This is a genomic window from Arthrobacter sp. H5 (assembly GCF_000520595.1).
In the GTDB taxonomy this organism is placed as follows: domain Bacteria; phylum Actinomycetota; class Actinomycetes; order Actinomycetales; family Micrococcaceae; genus Arthrobacter_D.
Window position 1 is genome coordinate 30,716 of the sequence record NZ_KI914998.1, and the last position, 22,388, is coordinate 53,103.

General features: G+C 64.3%; 19 protein-coding genes. All 19 read left to right on the top strand.

Translation table 11 applies throughout. From position 1 onward, the window contains the following. A partial coding sequence (locus Y708_RS24695; protein WP_035776185.1) for a glycoside hydrolase family 2 TIM barrel-domain containing protein occupies nt 1–2,672 on the top strand: 2,672 nt, incomplete at its 5' end. Between the two features lie 37 nt (nt 2,673–2,709). Beyond that, nucleotides 2,710–3,690, top strand: a complete 981-nt coding sequence (locus Y708_RS0112205) for an aldo/keto reductase (protein ID WP_028280152.1) — start codon at nt 2,710–2,712, stop codon at nt 3,688–3,690. Between the two features lie 65 nt (nt 3,691–3,755). Further along, nucleotides 3,756–4,352: a GNAT family N-acetyltransferase gene (locus Y708_RS0112210; protein WP_028280153.1), complete on the top strand. Its 597-nt coding sequence runs from the start codon at nt 3,756–3,758 to the stop codon at nt 4,350–4,352. Nucleotides 4,353–4,519: 167 nt separating this feature from the next. Next, nucleotides 4,520–5,686: a M14 family zinc carboxypeptidase gene (locus tag Y708_RS0112215; RefSeq protein WP_028280154.1), complete on the top strand. Its 1,167-nt coding sequence runs from the start codon at nt 4,520–4,522 to the stop codon at nt 5,684–5,686. A gap of 32 nt (nt 5,687–5,718) precedes the next feature. Then, entirely contained in the window at nt 5,719–6,756 is a 1,038-nt protein-coding gene (locus Y708_RS0112220; protein WP_028280155.1) for a M14 family zinc carboxypeptidase, read from the top strand. A gap of 135 nt (nt 6,757–6,891) precedes the next feature. Further along, complete coding sequence (locus tag Y708_RS0112225) at nt 6,892–7,551, top strand: GntR family transcriptional regulator (protein ID WP_028280156.1); 660 nt, start codon at nt 6,892–6,894, stop codon at nt 7,549–7,551. Between the two features lie 210 nt (nt 7,552–7,761). After that, nucleotides 7,762–8,499 carry an SDR family NAD(P)-dependent oxidoreductase gene (locus tag Y708_RS0112230; protein ID WP_028280157.1) on the top strand — a complete coding sequence of 246 codons (738 nt, stop codon included), beginning with the start codon at nt 7,762–7,764 and terminating at the stop codon, nt 8,497–8,499. Continuing rightward, entirely contained in the window at nt 8,492–9,088 is a 597-nt protein-coding gene (locus Y708_RS0112235; protein WP_051478949.1) for a carboxymuconolactone decarboxylase family protein, read from the top strand. Before Y708_RS0112230 ends, Y708_RS0112235 begins: the two co-directional genes overlap by 8 nt. A 52-nt stretch (nt 9,089–9,140) precedes the next feature. Then, on the top strand, nt 9,141–10,157 hold the full coding sequence (locus Y708_RS0112240) for a TAXI family TRAP transporter solute-binding subunit (RefSeq protein WP_028280159.1): 1,017 nt from the start codon (nt 9,141–9,143) through the stop codon (nt 10,155–10,157). Nucleotides 10,158–10,163: 6 nt separating this feature from the next. After that, a complete protein-coding gene (locus Y708_RS0112245) occupies nt 10,164–10,679 on the top strand; it encodes a hypothetical protein (RefSeq protein ID WP_028280160.1) in 516 nt (171 codons plus the stop codon). Then, entirely contained in the window at nt 10,676–12,835 is a 2,160-nt protein-coding gene (locus Y708_RS24700; protein WP_081746753.1) for a TRAP transporter permease, read from the top strand. Before Y708_RS0112245 ends, Y708_RS24700 begins: the two co-directional genes overlap by 4 nt. Continuing rightward, the gene (locus tag Y708_RS24705; protein WP_051478950.1) at nt 12,832–14,064 is read left to right on the top strand and encodes an MFS transporter; all 1,233 of its coding nucleotides are present in this window, start codon (nt 12,832–12,834) and stop codon (nt 14,062–14,064) included. Before Y708_RS24700 ends, Y708_RS24705 begins: the two co-directional genes overlap by 4 nt. Then, entirely contained in the window at nt 14,061–15,287 is a 1,227-nt protein-coding gene (gene lhgO, locus Y708_RS0112260; RefSeq protein WP_028280161.1) for an L-2-hydroxyglutarate oxidase, read from the top strand. Before Y708_RS24705 ends, lhgO begins: the two co-directional genes overlap by 4 nt. Continuing rightward, nucleotides 15,284–16,177 carry a dihydrodipicolinate synthase family protein gene (locus Y708_RS0112265; protein WP_028280162.1) on the top strand — a complete coding sequence of 298 codons (894 nt, stop codon included), beginning with the start codon at nt 15,284–15,286 and terminating at the stop codon, nt 16,175–16,177. The genes lhgO and Y708_RS0112265 overlap by 4 nt, the downstream gene beginning before the upstream one ends. Beyond that, the gene (locus tag Y708_RS0112270) at nt 16,177–16,950 is read left to right on the top strand and encodes an SDR family oxidoreductase (protein ID WP_028280163.1); all 774 of its coding nucleotides are present in this window, start codon (nt 16,177–16,179) and stop codon (nt 16,948–16,950) included. Before Y708_RS0112265 ends, Y708_RS0112270 begins: the two co-directional genes overlap by 1 nt. Before the next feature lie 13 nt (nt 16,951–16,963). Beyond that, entirely contained in the window at nt 16,964–17,836 is an 873-nt protein-coding gene (locus tag Y708_RS0112275; protein ID WP_028280164.1) for a fumarylacetoacetate hydrolase family protein, read from the top strand. 24 nt (nt 17,837–17,860) lie between these two features. Beyond that, nucleotides 17,861–19,042 carry a CaiB/BaiF CoA transferase family protein gene (locus Y708_RS0112280; protein WP_028280165.1) on the top strand — a complete coding sequence of 394 codons (1,182 nt, stop codon included), beginning with the start codon at nt 17,861–17,863 and terminating at the stop codon, nt 19,040–19,042. 5 nt (nt 19,043–19,047) lie between these two features. Continuing rightward, a complete protein-coding gene (locus tag Y708_RS0112285) occupies nt 19,048–20,202 on the top strand; it encodes an acyl-CoA dehydrogenase family protein (RefSeq protein ID WP_051478951.1) in 1,155 nt (384 codons plus the stop codon). A gap of 91 nt (nt 20,203–20,293) precedes the next feature. Beyond that, nucleotides 20,294–22,006, top strand: coding sequence for an IlvD/Edd family dehydratase (locus Y708_RS0112290; protein ID WP_028280167.1), 1,713 nt, complete (start codon nt 20,294–20,296; stop codon nt 22,004–22,006). Nucleotides 22,007–22,388 lie beyond the last annotated feature (382 nt).

Consider the following 22,388-nt stretch of genomic DNA (forward strand, 5'->3'; position numbering starts at 1 on the left):
GCTATACCAACGTCACTTTCCCCATCCCGGTGGATCCGCCGCACACCCCGGATGAGAATCCCACCGGCCATTACTCCCGCGGCTTCGAGCTTTCGCCTGAGTTTAGTGACGGTCTCGCCGGCGGCGACCGGGTCCTGCTGCGGCTCGCAGGCGTGGATTCCTGTGCGCGTATCTGGGTGAACGGGCACGACGTCGGCATCACCTCGGGCTCCAGGCTCACCAACGAATTCGATGTCACGTCCGTCCTCGATGCCGCGGCCACAGAGCAGCGGATCGACATCCGCGTTCACCAGTGGTCCGCGAACACTTATATCGAGGATCAGGACATGTGGTGGCTGAGCGGCATTTTCCGGTCCGTTGACCTTCTGCTGCGTCCGGCCGGTGGCATCAATGACGTCTTTGTGCACGCGGATTACGAGTCTTCCACCGGGGCGGGATCGCTTGCCGTGGAGACCACCGCGGGTGCCCGGATCAGCATCCCCGAGCTCGGCATCGACGGCGAAGCAAACACCCAGATCCGGATTGACGCCGTCCGGCCGTGGTCCGCCGAAGACCCGGTCCTGTACGCCGCCAAGATATTCACGGAGACAGAGAGCGTTGACCTGGCCATCGGTTTCCGTCACGTTGAAATTGTCGGCGACCGCTTCACGGTCAACGGCGAGCGCATTGTGTTCCGCGGAGTCAACCGCCACGAGTTCGATCCGGTAACCGGCCGCACCTCTTCGCGGGAAAACCAGGTGGCGGACATCCTGCTGATGAAGCGCCACAACATCAACGCCGTGCGCACCAGCCACTACCCGCCGGAGCAGGGCTTTCTGGACCTGTGCGACGAGTACGGGCTGTGGGTGATTGACGAGGGCGACTTTGAAACCCACGGCACTTTCGCCGATCACACCGCCCTGGATGCGGACCTCGCGGCAACCAACCCCACGCACAATCCCGACTATCAGGGAACGCTGGTGGACCGCACGCTGCGGTTCATCGAGCGGGACAAGAACCACCCGAGCATTGTTCTCTGGTCCATCGGCAATGAGGCTGGCTCGGGCATAAACAGCAAGGCGATGGTCCGCGCCATCAAGGACAGGGACAGCTCCCGTCCCACCATTTACGAACAGGATTACGACGGCGAGTACGTTGACTTCTATTCGCGCATGTACCCAACGCATGACGCGGTGGCAGCGATCGGCCGGCATGAGGAACCCCCGGTTTCACCCGAGCACGATGCGCGCCGCAACACCCTACCGTTCCTGCTGATCGAGTATGCGCACGCCATGGGCAATGGGCCGGGCGGGCTGAAGGAGTACCAGGCGCTCGCGTATGAGCATGACCGGCTGCATGGCGGATTCATCTGGGAATGGATTGACCATGGGCTGCTGAGCACGGATACCCTTGGCAACGAGATCCACGCGTACGGCGGCGACTTCGGCGAGCACGTCCACGACTCCAACTTTGTTGCCGACGGGCTGGTCTTCCCCGACCGCACGCCCTCCCCCGGACTGCTGGACGCCAAGGCGATCTATGCGCCGGTCCAGATCACAGTGAACGACGACGGCGCGGTGCGGGTAAGTAATCACTACGCCTTCCTGACCACGGACCACCTGGAGTTCCAGTTGCGGGTGGGCCGGGATTCGGGCGGAACCTGGGACGAGGGCTCCTGGACGGCGCTCGATGTGGCAGCGGTTCTGCCCGGTGCCACCAGCTCGGTGTCCATCCCGCTGCCCGATGATGCGCTTGCGCTGACGGTGCAGGCGGTGCTGCGCGAGTCTGTTTCCTGGGCTGAGGCCGGTCATGTGGTCAGCACTGGTCAGGCTGTCCGCACGGCGGGGGACTCCGTTCCCTCCCTCTCCCCCGCTTCCCTGGTGGCACCCACACGGGAGGGCGACGTCGTCGTACTTGGTCCTGCACGGTTTGACGTGCACACCGGAGCGCTGGTTCAGCTGGGTGGGCAGAACGTCCACCACTTCCATACGGATCTGTGGCGCGCACCCGTAGACAACGAGCGGGCCTTCACGGGGCCCGCGTTCGAGGCGAAGTGGAAGGCGCTGAAGCTCAACCATCTGAACTCGCGGCTGGTGTCGCTGGAATTGGACGGGAACCTGCTGGTGGTGACCACGCGTGTTGCCGGGCCGGGAACGTCCATTTCAGCTGATTCAGTTCAGCGGTGGACGTCGGACGGCGCGGGTATCCGTGTCTCCGGCTCCGTCACGCCAAGCGCCAACTGGCCGGCGGACCTGCCCATTCCGCGGGTTGGCGTGACGTTTGCGGTGGACGCAGTCTCGGACCGGATCGAATACGTTGGCTACGGTCCGGGCGAATCCTATCCGGACACCGGCTATGGGAACCTTTTTGGCCGCTACAGTGCATCCGTTGATGAGCTGCAGACCCCCTACGTGTTCCCACAGGAGAACGGGAACCGGGCCGGTGTGGTGGACGCGCGGATCGGGTCTTTGCGGGTGGCATCGCCGGGGCTGGGCCTCGCGGTGCGGCCATGGCCAACAGCTGAGCTGGACCGCGCTTTGCATCATGGGTCGCTGGTGCCGGACGGCCTGACCTGGATCACGCTCAGTGCGGCGCTGCAGGGCATCGGTTCAGCCTCCTGCGGACCGGGTGTGCTGCCTGAATACCAGCTGCAGGCTCGCCCGGTGGAGTACTCGGCAGTTCTGTGGGCATAGGTTTGGCGGGCCGGGCCGCGGGCCTATAGTCGAAGACATGGAACAGCGCATACTCGGCACAACCGGACGATCAGTTTCCACAGTGGGCCTTGGTACCTGGCAGCTCGGCGCCGACTGGGGCGAGGTGGATCCAGCGGATGCGGATGCCATCCTGGCAGCGGCAGTTGAATCCGGGGTGACGTTCTTCGACACGGCGGATGTTTACGGCGATGGCCGAAGCGAGCAGACCATTGGACGGTTCCTGGCCGCTAACCCGGGCCTGGACATCACCGTTGCCACCAAGATGGGCCGGCGTGTTGACCAGGTTCCGGAAAATTACGTCCTAGCCAACTTCCGGCAGTGGGTGGACCGTTCGCGTGCCAACCTTGGGGTTGATTCCCTGGACCTGGTGCAACTGCATTGTCCGCCGTCCAGCGTGTACGGCAGCGCTGAACTTTACGACTCACTCGACACCCTGGTCAGCGAGGGGTCCATCAAGAACTACGGCGTCAGCGTCGAACGGACGGATGAGGCGCTGGAAGCCCTCAAACATGGCGTTGCCACCATCCAGATCATCCTCAATGCCTTCCGGCTCAAACCGCTGGATGACGTGCTGCCTGCTGCGCGCGCGGCCGGCGTTGGCATCATCGCCCGTGTGCCGCTCGCCTCCGGGCTGCTTTCCGGCAAATACACGCAGGACACCACGTTTGCGGAAAACGATCACCGCAACTACAACCGCACCGGCTCAGCGTTTGACGTGGGCGAAACCTTCTCCGGCGTTGACTTCGCCACCGGTCTGACGGCGGTGCGGGAGTTTGAAGAATTGGTGCCCGACGGCGTGAGCACGGCCCAGGCGGCCATCGCTTGGATCATCGCGCAGGACGGTGTGAGTTCGGTTATTCCCGGCGCCCGTTCGGTGGATCAGGCACGCGCCAACGCGGCCGCTGCCGACACCGGTGCCCTCGGGAAAGAACTTGATTCCGGCGTCCGGAACATCTACTACAAGTACTTCCGGGAAGCCATCCACCCGCGCTGGTAGGGCTGGTGTGAATTTTGTTCTTGAGGCCCAGCCGGCCGCACGTCTCTGGGGGTAGCGTTGGCTGGGTGAGCATCGAGGTTAAGCCTGCAACAGCAGCACGGTTTGACGACGTCGCGACCATGCTCGGCCCAAAGAACCCCATCTCTTCGGTGTGCTGGTGCCTCAGCCACCGGGTGGACTCGAAAACCAACCGGGAACTTGTCGGCCCCGCGCGGGGTGAGTACGTCAGGAAATTATGCGACCGCGACGCCGCGCCGGGCGTCCTGGCCTACGACGGTGCAGACGTTGTTGGATGGGCCGCCGTCGCGGCCCGGGCGGAGTTGCCCTTCGCACGCTCCACGAAGATTCCGTACGTCGACGACCTGCCGGTTTGGTCGGTGTGGTGCATCCGGGTGCGCCCAGGCCATAGGGGCAAGGGTATCTCCCATGCCCTGCTCCAGGGTGCCGTGGAATATGCGCGGTCGCGGCGGGCGCCGGCAATCGAGGGCTATCCGGTGGACAATATGGGCCGAAAGGTTGACCTGACTATGGCCTATGTGGGTACTAGGAGAATGTTTGAGCGCGCGGGCTTCACCAAGGCCGCCAACACGGAATCCGTCTCCGGTGGATTTCCCCGCGTTATCATGCGGCTGGATCTGCAACCCAGTGCTCTCCACCCGTAAGCCGCAGGGGCAGCATCAATGCAAACGCGCACTCTCCGGAAGTAATAGTGTCGCGGACCGGTGACATAGTTAGTTGCGGCAAGTAACGTTTATCAGGTGCCGGGTTTCTTCCCGGCACCTTGGGGGAATCACTCGCAGACGACGACGTCATATGGAGGTTTTTCAGCATGGGAAAACGATTCCCGTTAGTACAACGCACCGCGATGGCTGCAGCGGCCGCACTCGCCCTTCCGCTGTTTGTCAGCGGCTCTGCCAGCGCCGATGCCAACTTCCCTTCGCCTGGAGGAAACACCAACACGGCCAGCATCCTCACGTACGAGGACACGATCAAGGAACTGACCAAGCTCGAGCAGAACAGCAAGAACGCCGTCGATGTGTTCACGCTTGAAGAGGCCGGCACCCAGGTCAACAAGAGTGAACAGGGCCGCGATCTTTACGTGGCAACCGTGGGCGACGGCCCGGAGGATGTCTGGGTGCAGGGACGCATCCACGGCAACGAGCCCTACGGCGCGGAATCCATCCTCAGCCTGCTCAAGGACCTCGGCACCAACGGCTCAGCCGAGTACCAGGAGATCCGCGATGCGTTCACCATCCACTTCATCCCCATGTACAACCCGGACGGCAGCGAGCTGAACATCCGCCAGACCGTCCTGTGGGACGACGCCACTGACCAGCCACTGCTCGACGCGAGCGGCAGGGAACAGCGCATCGACCTCAACCGCGACTGGGTAGCGGACAAGTTCCAGGCCCGCGAATCGCTCGCGTTCTACGAGTACTGGACCATGGTTGATCCTGCGTACGGCATCGATATCCACCATCAGGGCCTCAAGCAGGAATTTGGAACGGGCGATGACGTCACGCTGTCCTTGGGAATCTCCCTTGCGCCGGGCGGGCCCACCCTCCCAACACTGGCAGGCGGCGCGTACGACGTCCTGACCCGGCAGATGCACGGCTACGTGTTCCAGGAATTGTCCGGCTACGGATTCATCAATATGGACCGGTACCAGGTGGGCGGGGACCTCGAAATCGACATCAAGGGCGGGGTTGTCTCGGCGATGATGCTCGGGCTGAACCATCAGGGCCTCAATCCTGAAGGTCATTCCAATCCGGTGGTGTTTTTCGAGACATCAGGCAACACCAGCGACGGCTCGCTGGGGCAGAAAGCCCGCGGCAAGAGCATCCAGCAAAACATTCTGGCCATGAAGACGCTGCTGCTGGGCCTGGCCAACGGAGAGGTCCAGAACGTTGACCCGGAGGTCTGGGAAGAGATTCCGCACGCACCGGTCAGCGGCTACAGCACCGATTACGCCGGCGTTATCCCCGTCACCCCGTAAGCAACTGCCACAGAAGAAGGAAGATCCTTTACATGAAGAAGCAACTCGCAGCAGCCGCCATGGCCGGCGCCCTGGCGTTCACCTCCGTAGCAGTAGCCGCGCCCGCAGCGCTGGCGGTCGGAGAAGGTCCCGGCTATGGCGGCAAGGAAACCATCAACACCTCAATCCTCCGCACCTATGACGAGCTGGCGGATTTCCTCAAAACCCAGGACGCCAAGCAGCCGCAGATGGAGCTTGAGGTCATTGGGCAATCAGTCAAGGGCAGGGACCTGTTCCTGGCCAAGTACATCCAGAATCCCGAGAATCCCACCATCCTGTTCCTGACTCAGCAGCACGGCAACGAGCAGCTGACTACGGAGGGTGCACTGGAGTTCATCAAGCATCTCGGAACGGGTAAAACGGGGGATGTGCTGGACAACGCCAATGTCCTGATTGTTCCCATGCTCAATCCGGATGGCGCCATGGGCGATGTCGACTTCTCCCTGGACAATTACATTGCCAGCGGCGACCGGCACCTCACCCGCTTCAACGCCCTCGGCGTGGACCTCAACCGCGACCACGTGGCCAAGATCCAGCCCGAAACCCAAGCGCTCCACAGTAATGTCATGGCGAAATACGACATCGACTACATGATCGACCTGCACCACCAGGGCGCCAACAGCGAGCGCGACGGCCAACTGGTTTCCGGCTCCATCCTGCACCCCACCACGCCCAACGTGGACCCGGCGGTTCTGGAAGGATCCAAGAAGCTGGGAGCTGTGGTGTTCGACGCCGTTGACTCCACCGGCTGGGGACACCTGGGCAAGTACAGCGGCGGCGACGCCGAAACCATCAGCCGCAATGGCATCGCGGTGGAGTACGGGATCTCTACCCTGCTCTTCGAGATGCGCGGAATGTCCGATCATTTCAACGAAGGATCGGTGCTTGGCCAAAAGAGCAACGGCTACCTGATCAAGCAGACCATCACCACGCTGGACGCAACGGTCAACGCCATTGCGGACGGGTCAATCGACACCGCGGACACGTCCTTCTGGGACACGCTGGCAACGCAGAACACCCGCTCCGAGTAGGTTCAAACACAAACCCGCTGGTTAGGTGCGCGTTCGCCGGTTCAAACCGGCGATCCTGCATCTAACCGGCGGGTTTGCACGTGGTGGGCTAGAGTCGTCCACGTACGCAAGCGCAGACAGATCGGGGAGTGAGGCATGGCGGAACCATTGCCAAAACGCCCTCCCACCGCGCAGGCATTTGTGCTGGCGGAGCTGCGGCGCATGATCATCGCCGGCGAACTGCTGCCCGGCCAGCCGCTGCGGCAGGACGCCTTGGCCGAGCGTCTTGGCGTGAGCCGCGTGCCACTGCGGGAGGCCTTCAAGATCCTTGAGGGCGAGGGGCAAGTGATCTATGAACCGCACCGCGGCTACAAGGTAGCCCGCCTGTCACTCGATGACCTGCTGGAGGTCTATCGCATCCGGCAGCTGTTGGAAACCGAAGCAGCCCGCGCCGCTGTCAAACGGGCCGACGACGGCGTCCTGGACGAGATGAAGATTGCCGCCAAAGAGGTGGAAGCGGCCAGCGCCGCGGCGGATATCCTACCGATGACCGAAGCGAACCGCCGGTTCCACTTTGTCCTGTTATCGGCCGCTCGGATGCCTAGGCTGGAGCGGCTGATCCAGGTCCTGTGGGACGCTACCGACACGTACCGCTTTGTCTACTACGGCGTGGAGTCCAACCGGCAACGGGTTGAAGAGGAGCACACCCTCATTGTGGAAGCCTTCGCCGACAGGGACGCCGACCGCTTGATAGCTATGCTGGACGACCACCGTAAGCACGCCGTCGACGCTCTCCGGCGCTTCCTCGAGGTCTGACCGTCGGCCCAAGCGGATCCGTTCACACACTCGACCCGGACGACCCCCCGCGGCCAGGGACAGATCCGTTCACACAAGTAACAATTATGTGACAGAGGTTACATCGTGCTTCAATATTGGATACAATCTCCAATAGACCCCCGCACTATTCAATGACGCATACCTGCGCTGTGCCTCCGCGGGAGGCACCGGCCCGAAGGGAACCCCGCAGTGGACAACTGGTTAGGACTCGACGGCAGTCGCGTGCTCATCGCCGGCGCCGGCGGAATCGGTGCGGCCTGCGCAGCGGCCTTCACCCAGGCAGGCGCCCGGGTTGCCGCCACGGACATTGACCGCCCCCGACTGGATGAGCTTGGGCAGGAAGTCCACAAGATCAGCGCCAACGTCACCACCACCGAAGGCTGCGAGGAAGCAGTAAATACAGCAGCCGAAGCGCTGGGCGGCCTGGATATTATGGTCCACGCGGTGGGCATCAACCACCGCGTGCCCGTTCTGGACACGTCCGACGACGACTGGCAGCGCACCTTGGATGTCAACCTTTCCAGCGCTTTCCGGTTGGGCCGCGCAGCGGGCCGGCTCATGGTCCAGGCCGGTTACGGGCGGCAGATTTACTGCTCCTCCGTCTCGGGACTGCTCGCGCACCCCGACCACGCCCCGTACGCCGCCACCAAGGGTGGCATCAACCAGTTGATGCGCGTCATGGCCAGGGAGTGGGCGCCCAGCGGAGTCACCGTCAACGCCATCGCCCCGGGCTACGTGGAAACCGAACTCACCCGGCAGCATCTGGACAAACCCGGTGTCCGCGGCCACTACACCTCGCTGGTCCCCGCGGGTAGGCTCGGAACTGTGGATGATCTCACCGGATCGGTCCTGTTCCTCGCCTCTCAGCAGGCCGCCTTCATCACCGGGCACGTCCTCTACGTGGACGGGGGCCGAACCCTTGTCTAACTCAGCGCAGACTAGCCCAGACCGCTTCCCGCCGATTTTGCCTTCCGCGCTCAATGACGCCCAGCGGAGCCTGTACAACGCAGTTGCCGGCCCGCCTCGCGCGGGCGGCCCGTTCCGGATTACCGACGACGACGGCTGCCTCTCCGGTCCGTTCAACCCCCTGTTGTACGCACCATCCGTGGGGCAGGCGGTCCAAGCTCTGGGCTCGGCTCTCCGGTTTGGTGGGTCGCTGCCGGCCCGGACCAGGGAACTGGTGATCTGCGCAGTCGCTGCCGCCCTCGACTCGGCGTACGAATGGTACGCCCACAGCCGCGTGGCTCTCACCGTTGGCATTGAGGAAGACGAATTGACTGCCCTCCGTGCCGGCCGGACGCCAACCGGACTCAGCGACAACGAAAACGCCGCCCTCTCACTCACCCGCGAACTCGTTGCCGAAGCCGGCATCAGCGACAGCGCGTTTGCCGCCGCACGCAAAAACCTCGACCACACAACCATCACCGAACTGACAGTCCTCGTGGGGTACTACCGCACGCTCGCCGGGCTGTTGGCCGTCGCCGACGTCCCGGCGCCAGCCGACCATGCTCCCTGAGGAGCAACCACAGTAATCACCGCAGTATCAACAACCATCAAGGGAGAAACCCATGACCAGCAATTCGCACAAGGGTGTACGGATCCGCATCGCAGCGGCAGCTGTCCTCGCACCAGCACTATTCCTCACCGCCTGCGGAAGCCCCGACACCAGCGGCAGCGGCGGCGGGGGTGGCGGCGAATCCGGGGCCGACGGCGGCAGCCTGTCCATCGCTACGGGCGGCACCGGCGGCGTCTACTATCCACTGGGCGGCGGTTTTGCCACCGTGATCCGCGACAACGTGGAAGGCTATGACGCCACGGTCCAGGAGACCAACGCTTCGGTGGACAACATGCTCCTCATCGAGAACGGTTCGGCCCAGCTTGCACTGGCCGTCGGAGACGTGGTCGCAGACGCCGTTGAAGGCGTGAACGACTTTGAGGGTAACGCACTGGACATCTGCTCCCTCGGAAATGTGTACAACAACTTCCTTCAGCCGATCACCACAGCGGATACGGGTATTGCGAGCGTTGAGGACATGGCCGGCAAGGTCATCTCCGTAGGGGCCCCCGGATCGGCAACAGAGGTTGCGGCGATCCGTACGCTCGAAGCTGCCGGCATTGATGCCGAGTCCGGCATAGACCGCCGCCAGCTCGGTGTGGCCGAGACGGTTGCAGCGCTGCGTGATGGAACCATCGACGCAGGATTCTGGTCCGGCGGACTGCCCACCGGCGCCATGATCGACCTGGCCAGCGACGGCGACATGGTGATCGTTCCCATTGGCGAATACGCTGCGCCGATGGCCGAAGAGTACGGCGAGTACTACGTGGAACAGGAGATCCCCGCCGATACCTATGAGGGCCAGACCGAGGCCATCTCCGTGATTGCGTCGCCAAACATCCTGGTGGCCAGCACCACCATGGACGAGCAACTCCAGGAAGACATCACCACCACAATCTTCGACAACGAGGAAGCGCTGATTCAGGTGCACCCCGCCGCCGAGGAACTCGACGCAACCACCGCCGGCGACGTGCCGTTCGTTGACACCTGCCCGGGTGCCCAGGCCTATTTCGACCAGGCCGGAAGCTAACCCACCTTGCGTAAGCCAGCTGCCGCCGTCGTCGTCATCCTGGTGTGCCTCGGTGCACTTGGTGCGCTCGGTCTCGCTTCTGCCTCGGGGCAGGGAGAGTCCGGAGAACGCGCACTTGTGATTATGAACGACGGCGGCGAGCTGGCAAGCGTGCCCCTCACCGGGGATTCGTTCGCGGTGAGCTACCGCAACTCCATTTACGGCACTCTCGCCGAAGAGCGGTACACGGTCCTGCCTAACGGCTCGTACCGTCTGACGGAAATCGCGGCCGATCAACTGGCCGTTCTGGAAGAGTATTACGGCGTTCCCGGCGCCCCCACCGCTGCGCCAGACGCCGACCGCCGCAATTGGGTGGTCCCACCGGATCCAACCCGTCCGGTTGAATTCGAAGAACTTTCCATCGCTGCCACGGATCTTGGGCAGCGGACCCTCCACGTCCCTGGGCACAAGCCGCTTGAACTGTGGCGGCTGGCTGAGGACAACAACCCGTTCGTTGTGCTAGACATCAAGGAGACCCCATGACCGAGCGATCCCACGGCAAAGGCGCTGTGAAGGCACGTCATCCCCGCCCGGATGAGGCGAAGAACAAAACCATCACAACCGACGACGACGACGTCAACACTCCCGGCGACGCCATAGACGAAGATGCGCTGATCGCGGAGTTCGAGGCGGAGAAACCCGCCCGCCGGCTCAGCGGTACTCCGGAAATCATCATCAAGGCTATTGGCGTTGGCTTGTCAGTCTTTGGGCTCTACTGGGTGTTCAACCCCATGGCAACGCAGTTCTACCTGCCGGCCTTTCTGGGGCTCGGGCTCTCCATGACGTTCCTCGTCTACCGGGGCTGGGGCCGCTCGGACAAGGATAGGGAGGCCGGGAAGTCGGACAACCCGCATATCGCGGACTGGGCGCTGGCGGTTATTGCGCTGGTGCCGTTCATCTACATCATTTCCGACTGGGACAGCTTCTTCCGCCGGGCGATCAACCCCACCTACCTCGACCTGATCATGGGCCTCATTGCCATCCTGGTCACCCTTGAGGCGGCACGGCGGACCGTGGGACTCCTGGTGCCGCTGGTGGTCATCGGCTTCTTTGCCTACGCATCCTTCGGCACGCTGATACCGCCGCCGTTCAACACGTCCAACTTTGACTGGATCCGCCTCATTGGACACAACGTCATGGGTACCCAGGGCCTGTTTGGTGTCCCCACCGACGTGGCGGCCACGTACATTATCCTGTTCACCATCTACGGCGCAGTGCTCGGAGCATCCGGGGCCACCAAGTTCTTCATTGACCTGTCCTTCTCGGCCTTTGGGCAGTCGAAATCCGGGCCGGGGCGTACCGTCACCCTGGCCGGCTTCCTGCTCGGTACTGTCTCCGGCTCCGGCGTTGCCACCACGGTGACGCTCGGTGGCATCTCCTGGCCGCTGCTGAAGAAGGCCGGCTACCCCAAAGAGCACGGCGGCGGAATCCTCGCTGCCGCAGGCATTGGGGCCATCATGTCTCCGCCAACACTCGGGGCGGCCGCGTTTATCATCGCCGCCTTGCTGGGAGTTTCCTACTTGCAGGTGCTGATCTGGGCCACCATCCCCACCGTGCTCTATTACTTCGGCATCATCCTCGCCATTGAAATGGACGCCCGGAAGTTCAAAACCAAACCTGTGAAGATGGACGTCAAGCCCGTCGGAAAACTGCTGCTGCGCTTCGGCTACCACTTCAGCTCTTTGATTGCGATTGTGGTCTTCATGGCCCTGGGCATGACGCCGTTCCGTGCGGTCGTCTTCGCCACCATTCTCGCCTTTGTCCTCAGCTTCCTGGACCGCCAGTCCTGGATGACTCCGAGGCGGATCTGGGATGCGCTCGCGACAGGTGCCAGCGGCGCGCTCTCGGTGATCCCTGTGATGGCCGCGGCCGGTCTGATTGTGGGCGTCATGACCCTGACCGGCCTGGGCCTGAAGCTCGCCAACATCATCGTGGACTTCGCCGGCGGCAGCCTGCTGCTCACTGCTATATTCTCCGCCATCTCCGTGATCCTGCTGGGCCTCGCCGTGCCGGTAACGGCAAGCTTCATCATCTCCTGGGTCATCATTGGGCCTGCGCTGCAGGACGTGGGCGTTCCCGGGTTCGCCGCAGCAATGTTCATCTTCTACTACTCCGTGCTGAGTGAAGTGTCGCCGCCCACAGCGCTGTCGCCGTTCGCGGCGTCGGCCATCACCGGTGGTAAACCGATTAAAACCATGTGGCTGACCTGGCGCTACACACTGTCGGCCTTCCTGGTGCCGTTCATCTTTGTGCTCTCCGGACCGGGCGTTGGTTTGCTGCTGCAGGGCGGTATTGGAACAGTCCTGCTCGCCTTCAGCGTCTCGATCGTGGCGGTCGCGGCACTGGCCGTGGCTACCGGCGGCTGGCTCGCCGGCCCCGCCCGCTGGCCAGAACGCGTCCTGCTGGGCGTCGGCTCGCTTCCCCTGCTGGTGATGGAGCCTTTCTACCTTGGCATTGGACTGGCGATTATTGCCGCCGGTATTGCAGTTCACTTTGTGGGACTGAAGGTGCACAAGGCGCGGCATCCTGAAGAGGCTGCTGCCGAGCGTGGGGCCGCTGACCCTGTTGGCACTACCGAGGATGAAACTCTCACCGGGCAAACCTCCGCGGCGAAGAAGAGCGGAGCCGAATCGTCGTGACGTCCGCACCGCCGTCGGGCGCCGTCGGCACGTTGCTGCAGGCCGTCTTCGTGACCACCATGGGGGTCCTCCCGGCCTTCCTGGTGGGCGCGCTGGCCGTCCAGATCCGCTCGGACCTGGACATCGGCCCCGCGCAGATGGGCATCGCCGCAGCCACGCTGTTTGCGGTGTCCGGGATCTTTGCCCGGCGGCTCGGGCGGCTGGTGCAGAAAATCGGTGCGGCCCGCGGCATCATGATGTCCGGCGCCCTCGCGGCAGTGGCGTTGAGCGGTGCCGGGCTGGCGCCGTCGTTCGCTGTCTTGGTTGCGGCGTTGGTGGTGGGCGGATTCGCCAACGCGCTGGCGCAGCCATCGGCAAACCTCGGCATCTCCCGCGGGATCAGCCACGGCCGGCTGGGGCTGGCCTTTGGCATTAAACAGTGTTCCATTCCCGCCGCTGGACTGATTGGCGGCCTGGCCGTGCCGGGCATCGCGCTGGTGCTCGGCTGGCGCTACGCGTTCTGGTTCGGCGCGTTAGCGGCTGTGGGGCTGGCGGTCTGGGCGGCGTTCAGCCTCTCGGGCTCTGCCGGATCCACAACGACGGCGGCGGACGCTCCGGCGGACCGCGGCACACCCCGTGCCGGTCTGGTGATGCTGGCCATCGGAGCGGGCCTGGCTGCTGCTGCGGCCACCTCGATGGGGGTTTTCCTGGTTGACTCGGCCGTGCAGTCCGGCATGTCCCCGGCCAACGCCGGGTTCCTCTTTGCCGGCGCAGCACTGTTGGGACTGTTGATCCGCATTGGACTCGGCGCAGCGATGGACCGTTTCCCGAAGCGCAGCCCCTACGTGCTGATCGCCAACCTGTTGACTGTGGGCGTGGCCGGCTACCTGCTGCTGAGCACAGGCAGTCCGGCGGTTTTTGTGGCCGGCGCGTTCCTTGCCTACAGCGCGGGGTGGACGTGGCCTGGACTGGTGCATTTCGCCGTCGTGCGCGATAACCGGCAGGGCGCGGCGTCCGCCACCGGCGTGCTGCAGACCGGTCTCTCACTGGGAGCGGCCGGTGGACCGCTGCTGTTTGGGCTGCTGGTGACCGCAACCAACTACCAGACCGCCTGGATTGCCGCCGCCGCGGTCTCGCTGCTCGCAGCTCTCATCTTCCGGCTGGGCCGCCGGATGATCCGCCGCGCCCGCGGCGTGCCGGTGTTCACATTCCGGCGTCCATTTTCCACCACTGTCAAGGAGTCTCGATGACACCCATTCGCTACGCAGTTATAGGCGGCGGAATTGTTGGCGCCGCCGTGGCGCGGCGCCTGCTGCAGGTCCAGCCGGACGCCCAGGTCACCGTGCTGGAGAAGGAGCCCAAGCTCGCCGCGCACCAGACCGGCCGCAACAGTGGCGTGGTCCACGCCGGCCTGTACTACACCCCCGGATCACTGAAGGCACAGCTGTGCCGACGGGGAGTGGAGCTGCTCAAGGAGTACTGCGGCGAGCGCGGACTCCCCTATGACGAGTGCGGCAAGGTCCTCGTGGCCCGCAACGCCGTGGAGGAAGCCCGGCTGGGCGACATCATGGAACGCGCGCAGGCCAACGGAGTCCCGGGCGTCCGCATCATCAACCGGGCCGAGCTCCGCGAAATTGAACCGCACGTCGAGGGCACGGCCGGTCTGCATTCGCCGCACACCGCGATTGTGGACTACGGCGCCATCACACGGTCCTTTGGGGAGGATGTTGTGGCCGCCGGAGGAACCGTCCATACCTCCTTCGAGGTCACCGGGATCACCCGCCGCGGCGGCGAGACACTCGTGACCGGCACACACAACGGGACCGACACCTGGGAGGTGTTCGACGCCGTCATCATCTGCGCCGGCCTGCAGGCGGACCGCGTGGCTGCGCTGGCGGGCGATCAGGCGGAGCCCAAAATTGTGCCCTTCCGCGGCGAGTACTACCTCCTTCGCCCCGAGAAGCGGAACCTGGTCCGTGGACTCATCTACCCGGTGCCCGATCCGCGCTACCCCTTCCTCGGCGTACATCTGACCCCCCGCACCGACGGCGAGGTGATGGTGGGCCCCAACGCGGTGCTCGCCCTTGCGCGAGAGGCGTACGGCTGGGGCACCGTTTCGCCGCGCGATCTGGGCGACGCCGTGGCGTATCCGGGCTTCCGGGCGTTTGCGAAGCAGCACTGGCGCACCGGCGCCGTCGAGATGCTCGGTTCGCTGAGCAAGCGTCGGTTCGTTGCCGAGGCCCGGAAGTATGTGCCGGAGCTGACGGTTGATGACGTGATTCCCGGGCCGAACGGGATCCGCGCGCAGGCGCTGGACCGGGACGGATCGCTGGTGGACGACTTCCGCATCACCCGGAACGGCTCCGTGCTCAGCGTCCGCAACGCCCCCTCCCCCGCCGCGACGTCGTCCCTCGCGATCGCCGAGCACATCGTCGCCATGGCGCTTGACACCGAAAAGAAGGAAACCGTATGAGTACTCCGCTAGCCCGAGGTCTGTGGGGCGTGCTCGCCACCCCGTTCACCGGACCAGATTTCGACGTCGACACCGAGTCGCTGCGCCGCGAAGTCCAGCTCTACACTCAGATTCCGGCCACCGGGATGGTGGTGCTTGGCGTCTTTGGCGAGGGTGCTTCCCTCGACACAGCCGAGCAGTCACTGATCGTGCGTACGGTGGCAGATGAAGCCGGGGACACCCCGCTGGTGGTGGGCCTGTCCGCCCGCACCACTGCCGTGGCGATCGAGCAGGCGTACACCGCCGTCGACGCCGCCGGCAGCAACCTCGCCGCGCTCATGGTGCAGGCCAACACCGGCAATCCGGACTTACTCACCGCGCATCTGACCGCAATTCATGAGACCACCGGCGCCAACATTGTGCTGCAGGACTATCCGGTTGCCTCGGGCGTGAAGATCAGCACCGCGCAGATCCTCGCAGCCGTGGAGCGCTGCCCGTTCATCACCGCCGTGAAGTCTGAGGCGCCACCCACCGCGGTGGCCATCGCGCAGCTCACTCAGGTCCTCGATATTCCGGTGTTCGGCGGACTTGGCGGCGTGGGGCTGATCGACGAACTCGCCGCCGGGGCAGCCGGCGCGATGACCGGCTTCTCCCACCCGGAGGCGCTGCAGCTCGCCATCACAGCGAACGACGACGGCGGCTTCCGCGCCGCACGCGACGTCTTTGCGCCGTGGTTGCCGTTGGCGAACTTCGAGGGCCAGCCCGGCATTGGCCTGGCGCTGCGCAAGGAAATCCTCAAGCGCCGCGGCACCATCGCCGAAGCCCTGGTACGCCCGCCCGCACCCACGCTACCGGCCGAACTGGCCGACATGATCGACGCCCACCTGGATGCTGTGAAGGAGCTTGTCTGATGGAGACCGGACTTACCGGAAAGAACGTACTGGTGCCGGGGGCAAGCTCCGGGATTGGGCTGGCCATCGCGCAGGCGCTGGCTCAGGAGGGCGCCAACGTGGTCATGGCCGCCCGGAGGGAGGACGTGGTGCAGGCCCAAGCCGCCAAGCTGCCCTCCGCCGTCGGAATCGGGATGGACCTGACTCTCGACGGGGCGCCGAAGCAGCTGGTTGAAGCGGCGGAGAAAGCCTTCGGGCCAATAGACGTGCTGGTGCTCAACAGCGGCGGACCGCCACCGGGCGGCGCCGCCGACGTCAGCGACGAGCAGGCACTGGCCGCCGTCCACCAACTGCTGCTCCAACACATGCGACTAACATCCCTGGTGCTGCCGGGAATGCGGGAGCGCGGCTGGGGCCGGATTGTCGCCGTCGGATCCTCCGGGGTGCAGAGCCCGTTGCCGAACCTGGCGTTGTCCAACATCGGCCGGGCAGGGCTTGCCGGGTACCTCAAGACGCTCGCGGCCGAGGTCGCGGCGGCCGGGGTGACCGTGAACATGGTGCTGCCCGGGCGTATCGACACGGACCGGGTGGCATCGCTGGACGCCGCGGCGGCCAAGCGCACCGGCCGCACTCCCGAAGAGGCCCGCAAATCCTCCGAAGGCACCATTCCCGCGGGCCGGTACGGCAAGCCGGAGGAGTTTGGCGCCGTCGTCGCGTTCCTCGCCAGCCAGCCCGCAGCCTACGTCACCGGTGAGCAGATCCGCGTTGACGGCGGACTGGTCCGTTCCTACTAACTGAAAGATTCCAATGACTCACACCCTTCACCTCTGCTCCGTCCGTGAGGGCGCGGACGAGCTTGCCGCCGTGGTCCACCCCCACCGCGGGCTGGCCCTGGTCCGCGACCTGCTGCCCGGCTTCCGCGGCGACGTCCGCGAGATCCTCACCGAGGAGCTGCTCGACCGCCTGGAGGAACTAGTAGAAACGGTCGACGAGGGCGCCTCCAGTGCTATTTTCAAAGATCCGGACAGCGTCACCTTCGGCGCCCCGTACCGGCACCCGCGGATGCTGTGGGGCATCGGGCTGAACTATGTGGAGCATGCGGCCGACCTGTCCGAGGGTGTGCCGGAGGAGCCGGCGTCCTTTATTAAGGGCGACCACACGGTGATCGGCCCGGGCGAAGACATCCCCATCCCGTCGCAAAGCGAGCGGACCACCACGGAGGCGGAGGTCGGCGTCGTTATTGGCCGGTACTGCCGCAATGTGGAAGTGGAGGACGCGCTGGACTATGTGGCCGGCGTCGTGCCCGTGCTGGACCAGACCGCGGAGGACATTCTGCAGCGGAACCCGCGGTTCCTGACCCGGTCCAAGAACTTTCCCGGCTTTTTCTCGTTTGGGCCGCGGATTGTGCCGCTGGCCGTGGCCGTGGGTGACGGGATTCTTGCCGACATGGAGGTGTCCACGGTGGTGAACGGCGAGGTGCTGCGCACCAACACCGTGGCGCACATGCGGTACAGCCCCGAGTACCTGATCAGTTTCCACAGCAAGGTGATGCCGCTGTATCCGGGCGACATCATCTCCACCGGCACGCCCGGTGCCATCCATGTCAAGCCCGGGGATGTGGCCGAGTGCCGCGTTGCCGGCGTGGGCACACTGAGCAATCCCGTGACCTCGGGCAGCTAGATCAATCAAGGAGGATGACGCGCAATGAGCAGCGTTGATAGTGCGTCTGTTTCTGCCGGACCGTTGGACGGTATTCGGGTGGCGGACTTTTCCCGGGTCCTGGCCGGGCCGTATGCCTCGATGATGCTCGCCGATTTTGGGGCGGACGTTATCAAGGTGGAGAGCCCTGCCGGGGATGACACCCGGTCCTGGGTGCCGCCCGTGGACGACCACGGGGTGGGCACCTACTTTTCCAGCGTGAACCGGAACAAACGATCGGTGGTGTGCGATCTGCGCACTGACGAGGGTCTTGCGCGGGCGCGGGAAATCGCGTTGCACGCCGACGTGATCATCGAGAACTTCCGGCCGGGCGTGATGACCAAGTTTGGCCTGGACTATAAGACGCTGCAGCGCACCGACCTCATCTACTGCTCGATCACCGGATTCGGTTCCACCGGCGGCGCGCACCTGCCGGGGTATGACCTGCTGGTGCAGGCCGTTGGCGGGCTGATGAGCGTGACCGGGTCGCTGGATTCGGAGCCGAGCAAGGTGGGTGTGGCGCTGGTGGATGTGGTGACCGGGCAGAACGCGGCGCTCGGGATTCTCGCGGCGCTGCGGCACCGCGATGCGACCGGGCGGGGACAGCGAATCGATGTGAACCTGTTGTCGTCGCTGCTGGCGGGGCTGGTCAACCAGGCGTCCAGCACGCTGGCCACCAAGGAGTCACCGCAGCGGATGGGCAATGCGCATCCGTCGATCGCGCCGTATGAAACTCTCTGCACCGCGGATGGGCCTCTTGCCGTGGCTGTGGGGACGGACCGGCAGTTCGCCGGGTTGGTGCGGGTACTGGGGGTACCCTCCCTTGCATCCGACCCGCGTTTTGCGACGAACACCCAGCGGGTAGCGCACCGCGGCGAGTTGAAGGCGCTGCTGGAGGAGCAACTGGCCTTGCGTCCGGCCGCAGAGTGGTCCTCCGTACTGTCCGCCGAGGGCGTTCCGGCCGGGAAGGTGAACTCCATTGTGGAGGCGCTGGAACTGGCCGAGGAGCTGGGACTGGATCCCGCCGTCGAAATGACCGACGACGCCGGGCCGCGCACCAGCCATCAGGTGGCCAACCCGATTCACCTGTCCGAAACCCCTGCCAGCTACCGGCGTCTGCCGCCGCTGCTCGGCGAGCACAACGATGCGACCTTCGCGGCGCTCTCGACCACATCAACCGGAAAGTAAAGCTGATGACTGTAGACCTTTTGTCCATTGACTCTCTCCTCTCCCCCGAGGAGGTTGCCGTCCGATCGTCGGTGCGATCCTTTGTGGACGCCGAGATCAAGCCCAACATTGCCGACTGGTATGACCGCGCGGTGTTCCCGTTGGAGATTGTGCCGAAGATGGCGTCACTTGGCTTGCTGGGCATGCACATCAAGGGGTACGGCTGCCCGGGCCGGAGTTCGGTGGAGTATGGCATCGCCGCGCTGGAACTGGAGGCCGGCGATTCGGGCCTGCGGACGTTCGTCTCGGTGCAGGGGTCGCTGGCGATGAGCGCCATTGCCAAGCACGGCTCGGAGGAGCAGAAGACTGAGTGGCTGCCACAGATGGCTGCCGGAACCGCTATTGGCTGTTTTGGGCTGACAGAGCCGTCCTCCGGGTCCGATCCCGGTTCGATGACTACGTTCGCCCGGAAGGACGGTTCCGATTGGGTTATCAGCGGCGCAAAGCGCTGGATTGGGCTGGCGTCGGTGGCGCAGGTGGCGATCATTTGGGCAATGACCGACGACGGCGTCCGCGGCTTTGTGGTGCCTACTGACACTCCCGGATTTGTGGCAACCCCGATTGCGCAGAAGCTCTCCATGCGGGCGTCGATCCAGTGCGACATCACGCTGACCGATGTGCGGTTGCCTTCCTCGGCGATGCTGCCTGATGCCAAGGGTCTGCGCGGGCCGTTTTCCTGCCTCAACGAGGCCCGGTACGGGATCATTTGGGGCGCGATGGGTGCAGCTCGGGACAGCTATGAGGCGGCGCTTTCATACTCACAGGAGCGTATGCAGTTTGGCAAGCCGCTCTCCGGGTACCAGTTGACTCAGGAAAAGCTGGTGAACATGGCGCTGGAGATCAACAAGGGCATGTTGCTGGCGCTGCAGATCGGCCGGCTCAAGGATGCCGGGACGCTGGAGCCGTATCAGATCTCGGTGGGCAAGCTGAACAACTGCCGGGAGGCGATTGCCATCTGTCGGGATGCCCGGGCGATGCTCGGCGGCAATGGGATCACGCTGGACTACTCGCCGTTGCGCCATGCGAACAACCTGGAGAGCGTGCGCACGTACGAGGGCACGGATGAGGTGCACACTCTGATTCTGGGCAACCACATAACGGGTGTAGCGGCCTTCCGGTGATCGACGACTCGGTGATCGACCAAGTGCCCGCTAGCGAACCCCCGGTGATCGACCAAGTGCCCGCTAGGGCGCGCGTGGAGATCCGGTAACCGTGGAGATCCCCCAACCCCCAACCGGCCTCCGCAAGAACCTCACCTCCTACGGAGACGCCGACTTCTCCCTCTTCCTCCGCAAGGCGTTCATCAAGGGGGCCGGGTATTCGGATGATGCGCTGGACCGGACCGTCGTCGGCATCATCAACACGGGCAGCGGCTTCAACCCGTGCCACGGCAACATGCCTGCACTACTGGAGGCAGTGAAGCGCGGGGTGATGCTGGCCGGCGGACTCCCCATCGAATTCCCCACCATCTCGGTGCACGAGAGCTTCTCCTCCCCCACCAGCATGTTCCTGCGGAACCTGATGTCGATGGACACGGAGGAAATGATCCGCGCGCAGCCGATGGACGCCGTCGTGCTCATCGGAGGCTGCGACAAGACAGTGCCCGCGCAGCTGATGGGTGCGGCGTCGGCCAGTGTCCCGGCGATTTCGCTAGTGACCGGATCGATGCTGACCGGTGGATATCGCGGCGAGCGTGTCGGTGCGTGTACGGATTGCCGGGCGTTCTGGGGCAAGTTCCGTGCCGGGGAGATTTCACAACCAGAGGTCGACGACGTGAACTCGCGCCTGGTGGGCAGCGTCGGCACGTGCTCGGTAATGGGTACCGCGAGCACCATGGCGTGCATTGCGGAGGCGATGGGGATTGCGTTGCCCGGGTCTGCGTCGGCACCTGCTGTTACGGCGGACCGGGTGCGGATTGCGGAGGCGACGGGCACGCGGGCTGTTGCTCTCGCTGTTGATGGTCTTGCTCCGTCTGCGATCCTTACTCCTTCGGCCTTCGAAAACGGGCTCCGGATGCTGCTTGCGATTGGTGGTTCAACCAACGCGATCATTCACCTGACCGCTGTTGCCGGCAGGCTCGGGATCAAGTTGTCTCTGGATGAGCTGGATCGGATGAGTGCCGAGACGCCGGTGCTGGTGGACCTGAAGCCGTCGGGCAAGTACTACATGGAGGACTTCCACCGTGCCGGCGGTGTTCCTGCCGTGCTGCGCTCACTCGGGTCTCTTATCAATAGGGATGCCCTCACCGTCACCGGCCGGACCCTTGGCGAGGAGATAAACGACGCCGGTCCGGGCTTCCCGCAGGACATCATCCGGCCGCTGTCGGATCCGATCTATCCGCAGGGCAGCCTCGCGGTGCTGCGCGGAAACCTGGCACCGGGTGGGGCGATCATCAAGCAAGCTGCTGTATCGCCGTCGCTGCTTGAGCATTCCGGGCAGGCTGTGGTGTTCGAGAACGCGGCTGACCTCGCCGCTCGGATCGACGACCCTTCGCTCGATGTCACCGCGGACTCGGTTTTGGTGCTGCGCAACATCGGGCCGGTGGGTAATCCCGGCATGCCGGAGGCTGGGTATTTGCCTATCCCGAAGAAGCTTGCTGCCCAGGGTGTGCGCGACATGGTTCGTATCTCGGACGGCCGGATGTCCGGTACCGCGGCTGGTGCGGTGGTGCTGCATGTGACCCCGGAGTCCGCCGTGGGCGGGCCGTTAAGGCTCGTGCGAACCGGGGACAGGATCACATTGAGTGTGAGTCGTCGGCTCGTGCAGCTGGAGGTATCCGAGGAGGAACTCGAGCGCCGTGTGGAGGAGCTCGGACCGGCGTCACCCGACGTTCCGGACCGAGGCTACCGACGCCTGTACGTCCAAGAGGTGACTCAAGCGGACGAGGGCTGCGACTTCCGTTTCCTTCGAGCGGACCAAGCTTGACAGATCGATAGTAACCCTTTCTCGATCATCTCCTTCCCGAGTTCGCTTCGATTCCCCATATTCGAGACTTCACCATCTAGCCAAGGTGTCCCTTGCGGGACGCCCGTTCCGGGCTGAAAATGTTGTTGTGGTCGCCTGTCGATGCCGTTATCCCTATGGTTCGTTGAGGCCGTCGTCTAGCCGGGCATTGGGGATCACGCCGTGGGCCCTTCACTGTTGCCGATTGATTGAGCACGAGGACTAGATTCAGCTTTTCCCCGTTGTGATTCCCGCAGGCGGCCACCTGTCCATATCAGGTACGAGGGTAGGGAAAGGTCGGGCGAGGGCCGTGTTGGCGCAGTCCCAGGATGAGGAACAGATTATTGCCAGGGTTGCTGCCCTG

What these genes read in the sequence shown, in the direction of transcription:
- Y708_RS0112205 (WP_028280152.1), top strand. Translation starts at nt 2,710, where the DNA reads ATGGAACAGCGCATACTCGGCACAACCGGACGATCAGTTTCCACAGTG.
- Y708_RS0112215 (WP_028280154.1), top strand. Translation starts at nt 4,520, where the DNA reads ATGGGAAAACGATTCCCGTTAGTACAACGCACCGCGATGGCTGCAGCG.
- Y708_RS0112220 (WP_028280155.1), top strand. Translation starts at nt 5,719, where the DNA reads ATGAAGAAGCAACTCGCAGCAGCCGCCATGGCCGGCGCCCTGGCGTTC.
- Y708_RS0112225 (WP_028280156.1), top strand. Translation starts at nt 6,892, where the DNA reads ATGGCGGAACCATTGCCAAAACGCCCTCCCACCGCGCAGGCATTTGTG.
- Y708_RS0112240 (WP_028280159.1), top strand. Translation starts at nt 9,141, where the DNA reads ATGACCAGCAATTCGCACAAGGGTGTACGGATCCGCATCGCAGCGGCA.
- Y708_RS24700 (WP_081746753.1), top strand. Translation starts at nt 10,676, where the DNA reads ATGACCGAGCGATCCCACGGCAAAGGCGCTGTGAAGGCACGTCATCCC.
- lhgO (WP_028280161.1), top strand. Translation starts at nt 14,061, where the DNA reads ATGACACCCATTCGCTACGCAGTTATAGGCGGCGGAATTGTTGGCGCC.
- Y708_RS0112265 (WP_028280162.1), top strand. Translation starts at nt 15,284, where the DNA reads ATGAGTACTCCGCTAGCCCGAGGTCTGTGGGGCGTGCTCGCCACCCCG.
- Y708_RS0112270 (WP_028280163.1), top strand. Translation starts at nt 16,177, where the DNA reads ATGGAGACCGGACTTACCGGAAAGAACGTACTGGTGCCGGGGGCAAGC.
- Y708_RS0112275 (WP_028280164.1), top strand. Translation starts at nt 16,964, where the DNA reads ATGACTCACACCCTTCACCTCTGCTCCGTCCGTGAGGGCGCGGACGAG.
- Y708_RS0112280 (WP_028280165.1), top strand. Translation starts at nt 17,861, where the DNA reads ATGAGCAGCGTTGATAGTGCGTCTGTTTCTGCCGGACCGTTGGACGGT.
- Y708_RS0112285 (WP_051478951.1), top strand. Translation starts at nt 19,048, where the DNA reads ATGACTGTAGACCTTTTGTCCATTGACTCTCTCCTCTCCCCCGAGGAG.